The organism is Saccharopolyspora elongata, assembly GCF_004348985.1.
Taxonomy (GTDB): Bacteria; Actinomycetota; Actinomycetes; order Mycobacteriales; family Pseudonocardiaceae; genus Saccharopolyspora; species Saccharopolyspora elongata.
Genome location: NZ_SMKW01000016.1, coordinates 99,231 through 114,247, shown reverse-complemented (window position 1 = coordinate 114,247; position 15,017 = coordinate 99,231). Strand labels below are relative to the sequence as shown.

General features: G+C 72.1%; 14 protein-coding genes. 8 read left to right on the top strand and 6 right to left on the bottom strand.

The genetic code is table 11. The features are described 5' to 3' along the window. The first annotated feature begins 40 nt into the window (after positions 1-40). The 3 genes from cofD to E1288_RS14930 are packed head-to-tail and all read left to right on the top strand — an operon-like array spanning position 41 to position 2,906. The gene (cofD, locus tag E1288_RS14940; protein WP_132485381.1) at positions 41-1,033 is read left to right on the top strand and encodes a 2-phospho-L-lactate transferase; all 993 of its coding nucleotides are present in this window, start codon (positions 41-43) and stop codon (positions 1,031-1,033) included. Then, the gene (locus E1288_RS14935) at positions 1,030-2,373 is read left to right on the top strand and encodes a coenzyme F420-0:L-glutamate ligase (protein WP_132485379.1); all 1,344 of its coding nucleotides are present in this window, start codon (positions 1,030-1,032) and stop codon (positions 2,371-2,373) included. Before cofD ends, E1288_RS14935 begins: the two co-directional genes overlap by 4 nt. Next, positions 2,370-2,906, top strand: a complete 537-nt coding sequence (locus E1288_RS14930) for an NUDIX hydrolase (RefSeq protein ID WP_132485377.1) — start codon at positions 2,370-2,372, stop codon at positions 2,904-2,906. The genes E1288_RS14935 and E1288_RS14930 overlap by 4 nt, the downstream gene beginning before the upstream one ends. Here the strand turns inward: E1288_RS14930 and E1288_RS14925 are convergent, their stop codons facing one another. From E1288_RS14925 to manB, 3 genes are read right to left on the bottom strand one after another with little or no spacing between them, the layout of a single operon-like run. After that, on the bottom strand, positions 2,907-3,098 hold the full coding sequence (locus E1288_RS14925) for a hypothetical protein (protein ID WP_132485375.1): 192 nt from the start codon (positions 3,096-3,098) through the stop codon (positions 2,907-2,909). Between the two features lie 57 nt (positions 3,099-3,155). Continuing rightward, complete coding sequence (locus E1288_RS14920; protein ID WP_207954355.1) at positions 3,156-4,067, bottom strand: DNA-3-methyladenine glycosylase family protein; 912 nt, start codon at positions 4,065-4,067, stop codon at positions 3,156-3,158. 22 nt (positions 4,068-4,089) lie between these two features. Continuing rightward, on the bottom strand, positions 4,090-5,187 hold the full coding sequence (gene manB, locus E1288_RS14915; RefSeq protein WP_132485373.1) for a mannose-1-phosphate guanylyltransferase: 1,098 nt from the start codon (positions 5,185-5,187) through the stop codon (positions 4,090-4,092). A 171-nt stretch (positions 5,188-5,358) separates the two neighbouring features. On the opposite strand from manB, the gene E1288_RS14910 reads away from it, so the two are divergent. Further along, positions 5,359-5,706, top strand: coding sequence for a hypothetical protein (locus E1288_RS14910; RefSeq protein ID WP_132485371.1), 348 nt, complete (start codon positions 5,359-5,361; stop codon positions 5,704-5,706). A 50-nt stretch (positions 5,707-5,756) separates the two neighbouring features. Here E1288_RS14910 and E1288_RS14905 read toward each other — a convergent pair whose 3' ends face one another. The 3 genes from E1288_RS14905 to E1288_RS14895 form a co-directional block, all read right to left on the bottom strand. Continuing rightward, the gene (locus tag E1288_RS14905) at positions 5,757-6,617 is read right to left on the bottom strand and encodes a glycosyltransferase family 2 protein (protein ID WP_132485369.1); all 861 of its coding nucleotides are present in this window, start codon (positions 6,615-6,617) and stop codon (positions 5,757-5,759) included. 159 nt (positions 6,618-6,776) lie between these two features. After that, the gene (locus tag E1288_RS14900) at positions 6,777-7,907 is read right to left on the bottom strand and encodes a glycosyltransferase family 4 protein (protein WP_207954363.1); all 1,131 of its coding nucleotides are present in this window, start codon (positions 7,905-7,907) and stop codon (positions 6,777-6,779) included. 103 nt (positions 7,908-8,010) lie between these two features. Next, positions 8,011-9,132 (bottom strand): glycosyltransferase family 4 protein, encoded by a 1,122-nt coding sequence (locus E1288_RS14895; RefSeq protein WP_207954354.1) that lies wholly within the window; start codon positions 9,130-9,132, stop codon positions 8,011-8,013. A gap of 221 nt (positions 9,133-9,353) precedes the next feature. Between E1288_RS14895 and E1288_RS14890 the strand changes: the two genes are divergently transcribed. The 4 genes from E1288_RS14890 (at position 9,354) to E1288_RS14875 (ending at position 14,938) form a co-directional block, all read left to right on the top strand. Next, positions 9,354-10,301 carry a glycosyltransferase family 2 protein gene (locus tag E1288_RS14890; protein ID WP_132485365.1) on the top strand — a complete coding sequence of 316 codons (948 nt, stop codon included), beginning with the start codon at positions 9,354-9,356 and terminating at the stop codon, positions 10,299-10,301. Positions 10,302-10,597: 296 nt separating this feature from the next. Then, complete coding sequence (locus E1288_RS14885; RefSeq protein WP_207954353.1) at positions 10,598-13,105, top strand: glycosyltransferase; 2,508 nt, start codon at positions 10,598-10,600, stop codon at positions 13,103-13,105. Further along, positions 13,095-14,144 (top strand): glycosyltransferase family 4 protein, encoded by a 1,050-nt coding sequence (locus E1288_RS14880; RefSeq protein ID WP_132485363.1) that lies wholly within the window; start codon positions 13,095-13,097, stop codon positions 14,142-14,144. Before E1288_RS14885 ends, E1288_RS14880 begins: the two co-directional genes overlap by 11 nt. A 224-nt stretch (positions 14,145-14,368) precedes the next feature. Continuing rightward, the gene (locus tag E1288_RS14875; protein ID WP_165968119.1) at positions 14,369-14,938 is read left to right on the top strand and encodes a hypothetical protein; all 570 of its coding nucleotides are present in this window, start codon (positions 14,369-14,371) and stop codon (positions 14,936-14,938) included. Positions 14,939-15,017: the final 79 nt, after the last annotated feature.

Here is a 15,017-nt window from a genome sequence, read left to right as displayed (position 1 = left end):
CACGCCCGGGCTCGCGGGCGGGCGTGCGAGGATCGGGGCCGTGAAGGTCGTAGTTCTGGTCGGCGGAGTCGGCGGCGCGCGTTTCCTGCTCGGGGTCAAAGCGGCGTTGGGACTGCCCGCGATCGGCGAACCGCAGCAGCAGTCCGAGCACGAGATCACCGCGGTGGTCAACGTGGGCGACGACGTGTGGATGCACGGGTTGCGGGTCTGCCCCGACCTCGACACCTGCATGTACACCCTCGGCGACGGCATCGACACCGAGAAGGGGTGGGGCCGGGTCGACGAGACCTGGTCGGTCAAGGAGGAGCTGGCGGCCTACGGCGCCGAACCGACCTGGTTCGGGCTCGGCGACCGCGACATCGCCACCCACCTGGTGCGGTCCCGGATGCTGCGCGCGGGCTACTCGCTGTCGGCGGTGACCGAGGCGCTGTGCGACCGGTGGCGCCCGGGCGTGCGGCTGCTGCCGGTCACCGACGAACGGGTCGAGACGCACGTCGCGATCGACGATCCGGAGCACGGCGACCAGCGGGCGGTGCACTTCCAGGAGTGGTGGGTGCGGTACCGCGCGGAGCCGAAGGCGCACGCGATCGTGCCGGTGGGCGCGGACGAGGCGAAGCCGACGCCTGCCGTGCTGGACGCGATCGAGCAGGCCGACGTGGTGCTGCTGGCGCCGTCGAACCCGGTGGTCAGCATCGGGACGCTGCTCGCGGTGCCGGGCTTCCGCGCCGCGCTGCGGAAGACGTCGGCGCCCGTGGTGGGGCTGGCGCCGATCGTCGGCGGCCGGCCGCTGCGGGGCATGGCGGACGCCTGCCTGACCGCGATCGGGGTGGACAGCACCGCCGAGGCGGTCGGCCGGCACTACGGCTCGCGGCAGGACGCCGAGGGCATCCTGGACGGCTGGTTGGTGCACACCGGCGACAGCGCCGACGTGCCCGGGGTGCGGGTTCGCGCCGTGCCGCTGCTGATGTCCGATGTGGACGCCACCGCCGCGATGGCGCAGGCGGCCTTCGAGCTGGCCCGGGAGGGGCGATGAAGGATCACGCGGCCGCGCGCGGGTTGCAGCTGTTCGCGGTGGGCGGGCTGCCCGAGTTCGGCCCGGGCGACGACCTGGCCGCGTCGATCGCGGCGGCCGCGCCCTGGCTCAGCGACGGCGACGTCGTGGTCGTCACCAGCAAGGTGGTGTCGAAGGTCGAGGGCCGCATGGTGACCACGCCGCGCGACCCGGAGCTGCGCGAGAAGCTGCGCCGCGAGCTGGTGCTGGCCGAGGCCACCCACGTGCTGGCGCGCCGCGAGCGGTTCATGATCACCCAGAACAAGCTGGGCATCGTGCAGGCGGCTTCGGGCGTCGACGCCTCGAACGTGGCGCTGGACCAGATCGCGCTACTGCCGGACGACCCGGACGCTTCCGCGCGCAAGCTGCGGGCCGGGCTCGCCGAGCGGCTCGGCGTGCAGGTCGCCGTGGTGGTGACCGACACGATGGGCCGCGCCTGGCGAGTCGGTCAGACCGACGTGGCGATCGGCTCCGCCGGCCTGCGGGTGCTGCACCGCTACGCGGGCACCACCGATTCGCAGGGCAACGAGCTGGCGGTGACCGAGGTCGCGGTGGCCGACGAGATCGCCGGGGCGGCCGACCTGGTCAAGGGCAAGCTGGGCTCGGTTCCGGTCGCCGTGGTGCGCGGGCTCGCGACCACCGACGACGGGTCGACGGCCCGCGACCTGACGCGGCCCGTCGAGGAAGACCTGTTCCGGATGGGCACCGCCGAGGCGCTGGCGCAGGGGCGCCGCGAGGCGGTGCTGATGCGTCGCTCGGTGCGGGCGTTCGCGGACGGCCCGGTCGACGCCGACGCGGTGCGCCGCGCGGTCGGCGCCGCGCTGACCGCTCCCGCGCCGCACCACACCCGGCCGGTCCGGTTCGTGTGGCTGCGCGATCGTCCACTTCGGACGAAGCTGCTGGACGCGATGCGCTCCGCCTGGCTGACCGACCTGCGCGCCGACGGGCTCTCCGAGGAGGCCGCGCAGCGCCGGGTCGGCCGCGGCGACCTGCTCTACGCCGCGCCGGAACTGGTGCTGCCGTTCCTGGTCCGCGAGGGCGCGCACGACTACCCCGACGATCTGCGCGCCGACGCGGAGCGGCAGATGTTCACCGTCGCGGGCGGCGCCGCGGTGCAGGGCCTGCTGGTGGCGTTGGCGGCCGAGGAGCTCGGCTCGTGCTGGGTGTCCTCGACGATGTTCTGCCCGGAGGTCGTCCGGGCGGCGCTGGACCTGCCCGACTCGTGGGAGCCGCTGGGCGCGGTGGCGGTCGGCCATCCCGTGGAAGCGGTCGGCGGGCCGCGGGAACCGCGGGAGCTCGACGGCGGATTGGTGGAGCTGTGAGCGGGCCGCACGCGGACGCGCTGCGCGTCCTCGGCGATTGGCGACCGGCCGATCCGCAGCAGGACGCATTGCGCCACGCCTTCCTGACCTTGCTGGACGCCCGCGCGGACGCCTGCCTGCGGGCGTGTGAGCCGGGGCACGTGACCGCATCGGCCGTGCTGCTCGACGCGGCGGGCGAGAACGTGCTGCTCACGTTGCATCCCCGGGTGGGGATGTGGTTGCAGCTCGGCGGCCACTGCGAGCCGGCGGACACGTCGCTGGCGGGGGCCGCGCTGCGCGAGGCGACCGAGGAGTCCGGTGTGGACGGTCTGGTCGTGGACCCGGAGCCGGCGCACCTGGACGTGCACCCGATCACCTGCTCGCTGGGCAAACCGACCCGCCACTTCGACGTGCGCTTCATCGTGCGAGCCCCGGAAGGAGCCGAGCCGGCCCGCAGCGACGAGTCCCTGGACCTGCGCTGGTGGCCGCTGAACGCTCTCCCCGAAGGCTCCGACATCGGCCCCCTGATGGCCGCTGCCCGCGCCCGCGGGTGATCAGGCAGACTCCTCGAACACAGCGGCTTCGAGTCGTCGCACGCGCGCTTCGATGTTGTTCGGCCCAGGATCGGACAACGCCGCCTCGATCAGCACCCGAATCCAGGCCGTGGTCTTCATGTCCTCCTCGGCGGCCCGGGCACGAACCTGATCCAGCAAGGACTTGGGCAGCCGCAGCGAGGTGGTGATCATCGGATCCGGTGGGGCAGGCTCGGTCTCCCAATGCCCTTCATGGTTATCAGGATGCCGTCACATGGTGCGGTAGTTGCGGACCGGCATTCTCGGGGCGAACCGGGGGCGTTGGACGCCCGCCGCGCCGAGGTAGCGGACCGCTCGGTGGCGGTGCCCTTCGTATGGGGCCAGGGCTTCGAGCATGCCCTCGTCGTCCAAGGGGCGGCCGACCAGCGCCGTGCCGACGATCGTCGGCAGGTGGAAATCGCCGACGCTGACCGCGTCCGGGTCGCCCCAGGCGCGCTGCGCTACCTCGGCCGCCGTCCACGGGCCGATGCCGGGCACCTTCTGCAGCAGCTCCCGTCCCGCGACGCCGCGCAACTCGACCGCCCGCTCCAGCCTTCCGGCCACCGATGCCGCGGCGAGCAGCGTGCGGCGACGGGCTCCGTCGATGCCCGCCCGATGCCACTCCCAGTCCCGGATCTGGCGCAGCTGCAACGGATCCGGTGCCGCCCAGAGCCCGTCGAACGGTCCCGGGGCGCGGCTGCCGAAGCGCCGGCAGAGCTCCCGCCAGGACCGCCACGCCTCCCGGTTGGTGACCTTCTGCTCCAGCACCGCGGCGACCAGAACGTCCCAGACCCGGCCCGATGCGCACAACCGCACGCCGCGCGATGCGCGCCGCCCGCGCTCCACGACGTCGTGCACCGCGACGAAACCGCTGTCGTCGTCGGAAGCGCCGAGCAGGTCCGGCACGTTGTCCAGCACGAAGCTCGCGCCCTGCCCCCACGCCGCCGCGGTCACGGTTCCGGCGTGGTCCTTCTGCAACCGCAGCGTCGTCGGGCCGACCGGGGTCGTGGTGGCCCACCACACCTCGCCCGACGCGTCCACGCGCGTGGTCGGATCACCGCTCCCCCGGCGCAGCGGAGCCAGCACCCGCGGCAGGTCCAGCGGATGCGGCGGGCGCCAGGTCCGGGTCAGGGCATCGCTCATGGTCCCCCGACGGTACGCCGGCTCAGTCCGCGGAGAAGCGGACGCCGCCGGCCGGCAGCTCGACGCCGGGCCAGACCCGCGCCCCGCCCAGCAGCTCGCAGTCGGCGCCGATCCGCGCGCCGTCACCGATGATCGCGTCGCGCAGCACGGCACCCGCGCCGATCGTCGCGTCGTTGCCGATCACGCACCGCTCGACCACCGCGTTCCGCTCGATGCGCACGCCTTCGAAGAGCACTGATTCCGCAACGCGCGCACCGGATTCCACCGTGCTGCCCGCGCCGATGACGCTGCCCCCGCAGACTTCCGCGTCGGCGGCGACCTCCGCGCCGTCCAGCACCAGCGCTTCGCCGCGCTCGCCGGGCAGCGCGTTCGACGGCGCCACGCCGAGGACCAGGTCCGCGGAAGCCCGGACGAACGCCTCCGGGGTCCCCATGTCCAGCCAGTACGAGGTGTCGACGTGGCCCTGCACGCGCGCGCCGGCGGCGAGCAGTTCCGGGAACGTCTCGCGCTCCACCGACACCGGCCGCCCCGCCGGGATCGTGTCGATCACCTCGCGGCGGAACACGTAGCAACCCGCGTTGATCTGGTCGACCGGAGGATTCTCCGTCTTCTCCAGGAACGCCGTGACCCGCCCGTCCGCGTCGGTGGGCACGCAACCGAAACGGCGCGGATCGGCGACCTTCACCAAGTGCAGCGTCACATCCGCCGCGGCGCTGCGGTGCGTTGCCAGCAGATCCGTGAGATCCACGCCGGAGAGGATGTCGCCGTTGAACACCAGCACGTCGTCGGCGCTGAGCCGGTCCGCGACGTTGCGGATCGCGCCCGCGGTGTCCAGCGGCTCCGGCTCGACGACGTACTCCAGCCGCAGGCCGAGTTCGGATCCGTCGCCGAAGTGCTCGGCGAACACCTCCGCCTTGTAGGACGTGCCGAGCACCACGTGCTCGATGCCGGCAGCCCGGATCCGGGACAGCAGGTGGCTCAGGAACGGGACCCCGGCGGTCGGCAGCATCGGCTTGGGCGCCGACAAGGTCAACGGCCGCAGCCGCACGCCCCGACCACCTACCAGCACGACCGCTTCCGCCGTCGGCGACGCGGCCGGGTCCTGCGCATCCGCGGACATCGGCGTTGATCCTCCTCTACCTGATGCACTTCAGTGACGAAAACCCATTGGGGGGAATACTCTGGCAGGGGCAACGGCATAATGAGCACTGGGCTCGCCCGCAGCGGCCGCGCCCAGTCCGACGCCCGCCAACGCGGACCACCGACTGCGAACGACTGAGAGGGCATCCCCATGGACCCGCGCCTCCGAGCCGACGAAGCACTTGCTCGCGCGCGGGCACGCGGCGCGTTCGTCGTCACCCCCGACAATGCCACCTCGCCGATGGATGCCGCGAGCACCGTGCGCATCCCGCGCGAGGTCGTCAGCCAGGCCGACCCGGCGGACACCACGCAGGTGCTGCCCGGCGGTCACCCCCGGCAGCAGCCGCAGCGGCAGGAGCCCCAGCACGGCGGCTGGCCGACCGAGGATTACGAGCAGGGCCAGCAGAATCTGCCGCCGAACCCGTACCACGCGCAGCGCGCCCCGCACGAGTTCGGGCCGCTCGGTTCGCAGGCCGGCCAGCACTACAACCAGCACTAGGGCTGTTCTACAAGCGGCGTCGGCCGCTTGAAGTGCGGGACTCACAGTCGTCAGCGGGTCGCGATGCGAGCGCGGGCGGTCAGCGCCACGCGCAGGGCGAGGCGCAGCGGCGCCCAGGCCGGCCCCGGGTGGCGGTCGGCGAGGTAGCGGTAGGCGCTGCGGTGGTGCTCGACGAGCATCCGCTTGGAGGCGCCCGCCGTGGAGTGCCCGCCGATGTGCATGATCTCCGCGCTCGGCACGTAGACGTTCAGCCAGCCCCTCTTCCCGAGCCGGTCGCCGAGGTCGACGTCTTCGAAGTACATGAAGTAGCGCGGGTCGAAGCCGTCGATGGAGTCGAACGCCTCGCGGCGCAGCAGCAGGCAGGAGCCGGACAGCCAGCCGGCGGGCCGCTCGGTGATCGTCGCCTCGGACTGGTGGTACGCGCGGGACCACGGGTTCTTCGGCCAGATCTTGGCGAACACCGCGTGCCCGGCGCCGCGGCCGATCGACGGCAGCAGCCGCGCCGACGGGTAGACCTCGCCGGTGGGCTCCTTGATCAGCGGGCCGAACGATCCGCCGCGCGGCCAGCGCTTGGCCGCGTCCAGCAGTTCGTCGAGCGAGCCCGGCTGCCACTCCAGGTCCGGGTTGGCGATCACGACCCAGCCGAATTCGTCGCCGAGCTCGGCGACGCCGCGGTTGGCCGCGCCGCCGTAGCCGAGGTTGCCACCGGTCGGCACGAAGTCGACGTTCGCTCGCTCCGCGGCTGCCCGTTCGGGCACGCCGTCGGTGGAGGTGTTGTCGGCGAGGATCACCCGGACCGAGCGCTCCGTCGCCTTGGCCAAGGTGTCGAGGAACTGCTCCAGGGTCTCGCCCGGGGAGTAGGTCACGGTGACAACGGCGACTTCATCGCCGTAGGTGCGCGCGTCGGTCACACCGATACATTCTGCCGAACGGCGCAGACCGGACGGCCACCCGACCGCAGTTCCCCGCGAGCACGCCGACGGAGGCTCCGTTTCCACTGGTCAGGCCCGTGAGCACGTTGTGTCGCGATAGCAGCACAAAACACTCACGGGCCCCGAGGCGGAACTGTTCTAACGGGTCTTGGTGTGGATGTGGTGGGCCCTGGCGAAGGTCTCCCGGTGCTGGGTCGCGCAGGCCGCCCAGGTGAACTCCTTCGCCCGGCGCTGGGCCGCCGCGGCGAGCGCGGCGCGGCGGGCCGGGTCGTCCAGCAGTTCGGTCAGGCCGTTGGCGATCTCGCCCGCCCCCACCCCGCAGTAGGCGACGGCGTCGCCGCCGACCTCCGGGAGGCTCAGCCGCCGCGTGGTGAGCACCGCGGCGCCGCAGGCCATCGCCTCCAGCACGGGTAAGCCGAAGCCCTCGCCGATGCTCGGGTAGGCGACCAGGTGCGCGCCGCCGAGGAACCCGGCCAGCTGGTCGAACGGCAGGTAGCCGGCCCGGATCACCCGGATCCGGTGCGGCACGGCCTCCAGCGCCCGTTCCACGCGGGTGTCCCAGCCCGGCTGGCCGGCAAGCACCAGCGCGGGCGAGTCGGCGCGGCCCTGGCAGGCGATCGTGAAGCCGCGGATCAGCGCGGGCACGTTCTTGCGCGGCTCCAGCGCGCCGAGGAAGGCGACGTAGGGCTGGTCGTGCAGGCTCAGCCGGTCGCGCACCTCCTGGATCTCCTCCGGGGTCGGCGGGTGGAACCGGTCCGGGTCGACGCCGTGGTACATGACCGGCATCCGGGCGCGGTCGGCGCCGACGGAGCGGGCCAGCTCGGCCGCGGTCGCCTTGCTCGGCACGATGCACAGCGTCGCGCGGCGCAGCGCGGTGCGCGTCCACGCGCGGAAGAACCTGGCCTTGACCGGCGAGTGCACCGCGGGGTTGGTGAAGAACGTCGCATCGTGCAGCGTGACCACCGATGCGGCCGGATTGGCCAGCGGCGTCGTGTAGTGCGGCGAGTGCAGCACATCGATCCCGAGCCGGCGCACCAGCAGCGGCAGGGTCGTCTGCTCCCAGGTCAGGCGGGCCGTGCGGGTGGCGACGGCCTCGGTGGCGGGCACCACGTCGGTGCGCGGGGCGATGGCCTCGTACAGCTCCGCGTCGCGGGGCTGGCAGGCGACCGTGAGCCGGGCACCGTCCGCGTCCAGGGCAGCCAGCAGGGAGTCGACGTATCGGCCGACGCCGCCTCGATCCGCTGGTACTGCGGTGGCGTCGATGAGGATGTGCGGCTCGCCTCTGTGCACCAGAGCAGATTACGGTGCGAACGGGTGAACCTGCGTCGAGTCGGCGAAAATGTGTTCTGTCCTGCTTTGCCAGGTGGAGGTCCTAGCCGGCGCCGCCGGGATGCCCGGGTCGGGTGACGATATCGAGATGCTGACGCCAGACCTGCCGCGCCGCTTGTGACCAGGTGAAATCCGCGACCCGCCGAGAACCCGCGGCGATCAGCCCGGCCCGGTGCTCGGGGTCGTCGACGACCGCGCGCAGGGCTGCGGCGAGCGCGGCCGGTTCGGCCCGCGGCACCGTCACGCCCGCCCCGCCCGCGACCTCCACGAGCGCAGGTGCATCGGAGTGCACGATCGGCACGCCGAGCGCCATCGCCTCGACGAGCGGGAGGCCGAAGCCTTCCGCGAGGCTCGGCGCGGCCAGCGCCGTCGCGTTCCGCAGCAGCGCCGCGAGTTCGGCGTCGGAGACCGACTCCAAAACCCGCACGTGCTCCGCGCCGCAGTCGGCCGCGATCCGCAGCACTTCGACATCGCCCCAGCCGCGGCGGCCGACGATCAGCAGCGGCACATCCGGCGCCGCGGACTCGGCCATCGCCCGCACCAGGTGTTCGTAGCCCTTGCGTGGCTCGATCGTGCCTATCGCCAGCACGTACCGCTCGGGCAGCGCCAGCCGTGCGGCGATGGCCGGGTCGGGTTCGGCCAGCAACGACGGCGTGACGCCTTCGCCGATGACCTCCAGCCTCGCGTTGACCGGGACGCGCTTCGCGAGGTCCGCCGCCACGACGGCGGTCGGCACTACCAGCGCGTCGGCGTGCCGCGCGGCCCGGGCGATCGCCCGCCGGTGCCAGGAAACCCCGCGCGGCGTCAGGGTTTCCGGATGCGTCCACGGAACCGTGTCGTGCACCGTCACCACCAGGCCTCGCCCGCGCTTCGCGGGCGGCGCGAGCGGCGTCATGGCGTGCACCGAGTCACCGCCCGGCCAGAACGGGATGCCGCGTTCCCAGGCCGCGATCAGCGCGCGACGCGGCAGCGGCAGCACCCGAGGCCCGAGCACGCCGGGAACCCGCGCGGCCTCGGGATCACCGCCGCGGCTGATCACGCTGCTCAGCTCCCAGCCGCTCGGCGCGGTTTCGGCCATCGCGCGCAGCAGTTCCCGCGTGTAGCGGCCGGTTCCGCCGGGAACCGGCGCGAGCAGCTGCTCGGCGATCGTGACTAGCTCGGGCACCCGCCCAGCTTCCCACGCCGCCTCACCGCCGGAGTTCGGTCGCGGGCGGGGCGCAGCTTCGCGAGAAATCGCGCCGGTCCCGGGGCGAACGAAACCCGCAACGCTCAGTAGCTCCTGCACACCACTCCGTGAGTGCCGGACGGTTTCGCGAGAACTCGACCATCGCGAGATCGCGCCACCAGCGGCGGGCGCCGGATCGCTGGTGCGTAACGTCTTCGGGCGTGACGACGTCGGAACGGGTGCGCAGCACCGTTGTCGTGGTGACCTGGCGGGGGCTGGACCACATCGAGGCGTGCCTGGACGCGCTGGCGGCCCAGGATCGTCCACATCGGACGCTGGTGGTCGACAACGCCTCCGACGACGGCACGGCCGACCTCATCGCCGCCCACCCGTCGGCGCCGGAGGTGCTGCGGCTACGCCGCAACACCGGCTACGCCGGCGGGATCGCCGCTGCGCTCGACCGAATCCACACTCCTTACGTCGCGTGGCTCAACGACGACGCTGCGCCAGCCTCCGGCTGGCTCGCGGCGCTCGAAGCCGCGCTCGACGCGGACGGCTCCGCCGCCGCGGCGTCCTCCGTGCTCCGCACGCCGGACGGCCGGGTGCAGTCCGCCGGCGTGCGGCTCACGGCCGACGGCCACGGCGCTGACGCGCCTGATGCCTCCGGCGGCGTGTTCGGCTTCTGCGGCGGGGCGGCGCTGCTGCGCACCGCGCATCTCCGTTCCGTCGGCGGTGTTCCGGCTCACTTCTTCTGCTACTACGAGGACACCGACACCGCGTGGCGGCTGCGCCTCGCGGGGCACCGGATCGTCCCGGCTGCCGACGCCACCGCCTCGCACCTGCACGGTGCGACGACGCTGCCGGGTTCGACGCTGTTCCACCGCTGGAACGAACGGAACCGCCTGCTCACCCTGCTTCGCTGCGCTCCCGCTTCGGTTGCGGCGCGGGAGCTCGCCCGCTTCGCGGCGATCACCCTCGCCCTGCCGTTGCGCCGGGCGACCGGGGCTCGTTCCGTTCCCGGCGCGGCGAACTTCCACGTCGCCTTGCGGCTCCGCGTGCTGGCCGAGGTCGCGGCCGGCCTGTCGGCGGCGCTTCGCGCCCGTCGGCGGATCGGCCGAACGGCGCGGGTTCCGCGGCGCGAGGTTTGGAACACCTGGGCGGGAGCCTGAACCCAGCGGACGAGCGAACGGCCCGTTCACCTCACTAGACGGAGTCAACAGGCCGTTCACTCCACCCAACACACCGACCGGCGCCGACACACCCCCGGCGCGCCCTGATCTCACCGGACGCTGGAACAGCTCCAACCCACCCACCCTGCGAACGCCGCATGTGAGGCGAACGGCCCGTTCACCTCACTAGACGGAGTCAACAGGCCGTTCACTCCACCCGGGCCCAGGTGTCGGGATGGCCGCGTTTTCGCGAACACCCCGCAGGCTGTGCCGGGGGATGGTGCACGCTTTAGGGCGTGGCTGAATTGTCCGACAGCACCCTGCCCGTCGTGTCGGTGATCGTGGTCAACTACCGCGGCGCGGACGACACCATCACCTGCCTGCGCGCGCTCCGCGACGAGCTCGACTACCCGGCCGACCGGCTGGAGGTGATCTGCGTCGACAACGCCTCCGGCGACGGCAGCGCCGAGCGGATCCGCGCCGCCGCTCCGGAGGTGCGGCTGATCGAGTCGGACACCAACCGCGGGTTCGCCGGCGGGTGCAACCTCGCCGCCCGCAGCGCCACCGGCCAGGTGCTGGCCTTCCTCAACAACGACGCCAAACCGGATCGCGCCTGGGTGCGCGCGGCCGTCGCGGTGCTGCGGTCGGAGCCGACGGTGGGCGCGGTCGCCAGCAAGGTCCTGGACTGGGAGGGCCGCCACATCGACTTCGTCGACGGCGGGCTGACCTGGTTCGGGATGGGCTACAAGCGCCACGCGGGCGAGGTCGACGACGGCTCGCACGACGCGGCCCGGGACGTGCTGTTCGGCACCGGTTCCGCGCTGTTCGTGCGGGCCGAGCTTTTCGCCGCGCTCGACGGCTTCGACGAGCGCTTCTTCATGTTCTACGAGGACGTCGACCTCGGCTGGCGGCTGAACCTGCGCGGCTGGCGGGTCCGCTACGAACCGGGTTCGCTGACGTTCCACCGCCACCACGCCTCGATGGCCGAGGTCTCCTCGGCTCGCGAGCACTACCTGCTGGAGCGCAACGCGCTCGCTGCGCTGTACAAGAACGTTTCCGACGAGACGCTGGCGAAGGCGCTGCCCGCCGCGATGGCGCTGGCCGTGCGGCGGGCCACCGCGCGCGGCGAGATCGACCCGACCCAGCTGGAGATCACCCGGCGCGGCGACAGCGAGGACGACAGCCCGGTCCCGATCGACCGGTCCGCGCTGGCCGGGATGCTGGCGATCGACCAGTTCGTCGAGCTGCTGCCGTCGCTGAAGGAGTCCCGCGAGGAGGAGCAGCGGGCGCGGGTGCGCACCGACGCCGACCTGGTGCCGTTGATGCGCAAGGCGATGGAGCCCGCCTACCCGCTGCCGCGCTACCTCGCCGCGCACGACGCGCTGGTCGAGGCGTTCGGGCTGGACGAGCTCTTCGGCCGCCCCCGGAAGGTCGTGGTGATCACCGGCGACGCGGTCACCGAGCGGATGGCCGGCCCGGCGATCCGCGCCTGGCACATGGCCGAGGTGCTCTCCGCGGAGCACGAGGTGCGGCTGGTCAGCGTCAACGCGCTCGTCAGCCCGCCGGAGTCCCGCTTCGCCGTGGTCGCGGCGAAACCGCGCGAGCTCGGCGCCCATGTCGACTGGGCGGACGTCGTGGTGCTGCAGGGCCACGTGCTGGAGATGGTGCCGGCGCTCAAGAACGTCGAGTCCACCAAGATCGTGGTCTGCGACGTCTACGACCCGATGCACCTGGAACTGCTGGAGCAGGGTCGCGACACCGACGACGAGCGCCGCGCGAAGGACCTGGCCGGGGTCACCAAGGTGCTCAACACCCAGCTGCAGCGCGGCGACTTCTTCCTCTGCGCCTCGGAACGGCAGCGGCACTTCTGGCTGGGCCACCTCGCATCGCTGGGCCGGTTAACCCCCGGCCTGTACGACAACGACCCGACGGTCCGCTCGCTGCTGTCGGTCGTGCCGTTCGGCCTGCCGTCGGTGGCGCCGCGCCGCACCGGCCCGGCGATCAAGGGCAACCGGTCCGGCATCGCCGCCGAGGACAAGGTCGTGCTGTGGGCGGGCGGCGTCTACAGCTGGTTCGACCCGCTGACGCTGCTGCACGCGGTGCACCGGCTTTCCCACCAGCACAACGACGTCCGGCTGTTCTTCCTCGGCATGAAGCACCCGAACCCGGACGTGCCGGAGATGGGCATGGCCGGGCAGACCCGCGGCCTGGCCCGCCGGCTCGGGCTGACCGACAAGTTCGTGTTCTTCAACGAGACGTGGGTGCCCTACGGCGAGCGGCAGAACTACCTGCTCGACGCGGATTGCGGCGTCACCACGCACTTCGAGCACGTGGAGACGACGTTCGCGTTCCGCACCCGCGTGCTGGACTACCTGTGGTCCGGGCTGCCGGTGGTGACCACCGACGGCGACTCGTTCGCCGACCTGGTGCGTGAGGAGGGCATCGGCGTCGTGGTCCCGGCCGAAGATCCGGACGCGCTGGCCGAGGCGCTGGAGAAGGTGCTCTACGACGAGGAGTTCGCCGCCGAGTGCCGCCGCCGCATCGCCCCGGTCCGCGAGCGGTTCACCTGGGAATCCGTGCTGGCGCCGCTGACGGAGTTCTGCCGCGACCCGCGCCCGGCCGCCGACCGGCTGAAGGCGAGCGCGCCGCTCGTGCGCAGCCCGCAGCTGAACCGCGTCGAGACGGCGCGCCGCGACATCGCGCTGTTGCGCGAGTACCTCGACGCGGGCGGCCCGCTGGAGGTCGCGAAGCGGGCGACCGGGCGGCTCCGGCGGATCGCCGGCGAGCGGTTCCGTGGGCGCTGACCTGCGCGTCCTGCTGGACGGCACGCCGCTGCTCGGCCGGCGCACCGGAATCGGGCGCTACACCGCTTCCCTGGTCGGCGAGCTCGCGGCTCTGGTGGACGTTCGGCTGATCGGGTTCACCACCCGGGGCTGGCGGGAGCTGCGTTCGCTGGCGCCGAACGGAACGCGCGCGGTGGGGCCGCCGATTCCGGCGCGGGTTCTGCGGAAGCTCTGGCAGCGCGGCGCTTTCCCGCCCGTCGAACTGCTCGCCGGGTCGGCGCAGGTGGTCCACGGAACGAACTTCGTGCTTCCGCCGTCGATCCGGGCGGGCGGCGTGGTGACGGTGCACGACCTGGCGTTCCTGGACGATCCGTCGCTGGCCGAACCCGACTTGCCCGATCTCGTGCGGAGTTCCGCGCGGCGGGCGCGGGTGGTGTGCACGCCGACCGCCGCGGTGGCCGACGCCGTCAGCGCGCGGCTCGACCTGCCGCGGGAAAAGGTCCTGGTGACTCCGCTCGGCGTCGATCCCGAGTGGTTCTGCGCGGCACCCATGGATTCCGAGCTGAAAGTCCACTATGGACTTCCGTCGGAGTACCTGCTGTTCGTCGGCGCCGAAGGTCCCCGCAAGGGGCTGCCGACGCTGCTCGAAGCCCACGGCCCCGACCTGCCCCCACTGGTCATCGCGGGTCCTGGAGAGCCGGGCAGCCGGGGCGGCGTGATCCGCACCGGCTACCTCCCCGACGAGCACCTGCGCCGCCTGGTCGCCGGCGCCGCCGCGCTCGTATTGCCTTCGAGCGACGAGGGATTCGGCCTACCGGCACTGGAAGCCATGGCCTGCGGAACGCCGGTGGTGTGCTCGGACATCCCGGCCCTCCGCGAAGTCACGGCGGGCCAAGCGATCCTCGCGCCCCACGGCGACCCGGCGGCCCTCAACGAAGCCCTGCACCAAGCCCTGACCAACCCGCCGAACGCGGAAAACGCCCGCACCCGGGCCAAAACCTTCACCTGGCGGGCCTGCGCGGAAACCACGATCACGGCATACCAACGCGCAACGACCTGAACACACCCCAGACATGCATCAGGCCAGACTCCCAGTCATGCCCCGGGTCACCTGGCCTTCCTTCCGTCTCCCCGCGGGATCAGGCACCGCCATCATGCCCGCCGCGAAGGCGGCCGAACTCCCAATTTTGCCTAAAAATTAGGAAAACCACCGCATCAGGCGACCATCAGGGGATCCCGTATCGCTCGAAAGAGAATTCGACCAGCCCGTTACCGTGATCCCTCGTGCCTGTTGCATACGGCGATGAGTCCTTCCGGGAACACCTGGAGCACGGCTTCTACGTGCTCACAGGCGTCGTCTTTGAACCCCAAATCCTGACCGACGCCGGTGAAGCACTGCTAGCACTCCGAGGCAAGCACCGAAAGCTCCACTGGTACGACATGGGCCCCACTGAACAATTGCGGATGGTCAAGAAGCTAGCTGATCTCGACGGGATGCATGTCGTCGTCATCGGCGCGCCCGTACCTATCCAGAAGCAGGAAAGGGCTCGCGCCAAGTGCCTGACGAACCTCGTCGTCGAACTACACGGATTCGGGGTTGACACACTGCTGCTCGAGGCCCGGTCTGCGAACCTCAACCGACGTGACGTGCGAACCGTGACCGCAGCCCGACAAAACCTTCTCCCGGCAAGGGCACGATTTCACGTCGATCATTGTTCGGGCGCTGTCGAGCCCCTTCTTTGGGCCGCTAACGCCATCGCAGGCATTTGCCGAGCAGCACGTCTCGGCCGCTCCAAGTACCGCGACATGCTGGCCGATCGCGTGTACGACGTAGAGATCGACACGGGCTGCTGAAGCTAGAAAGACGTCAGGCCAGGCTCCCAGTAATACCCCGGGTCACCTGGCCTTCCTTCCTCGCCCCCACGGGGCTCGG

Excerpts from the sequence above, each read along its gene's own strand:
- E1288_RS14935 (WP_132485379.1), top strand. The coding sequence starts at position 1,030 with ATGAAGGATCACGCGGCCGCGCGCGGGTTGCAGCTGTTCGCGGTGGGC.
- E1288_RS14925 (WP_132485375.1), bottom strand. The coding sequence starts at position 3,098 with ATGATCACCACCTCGCTGCGGCTGCCCAAGTCCTTGCTGGATCAGGTT.
- E1288_RS14920 (WP_207954355.1), bottom strand. The coding sequence starts at position 4,067 with ATGAGCGATGCCCTGACCCGGACCTGGCGCCCGCCGCATCCGCTGGAC.
- manB (WP_132485373.1), bottom strand. The coding sequence starts at position 5,187 with ATGTCCGCGGATGCGCAGGACCCGGCCGCGTCGCCGACGGCGGAAGCG.
- E1288_RS14910 (WP_132485371.1), top strand. The coding sequence starts at position 5,359 with ATGGACCCGCGCCTCCGAGCCGACGAAGCACTTGCTCGCGCGCGGGCA.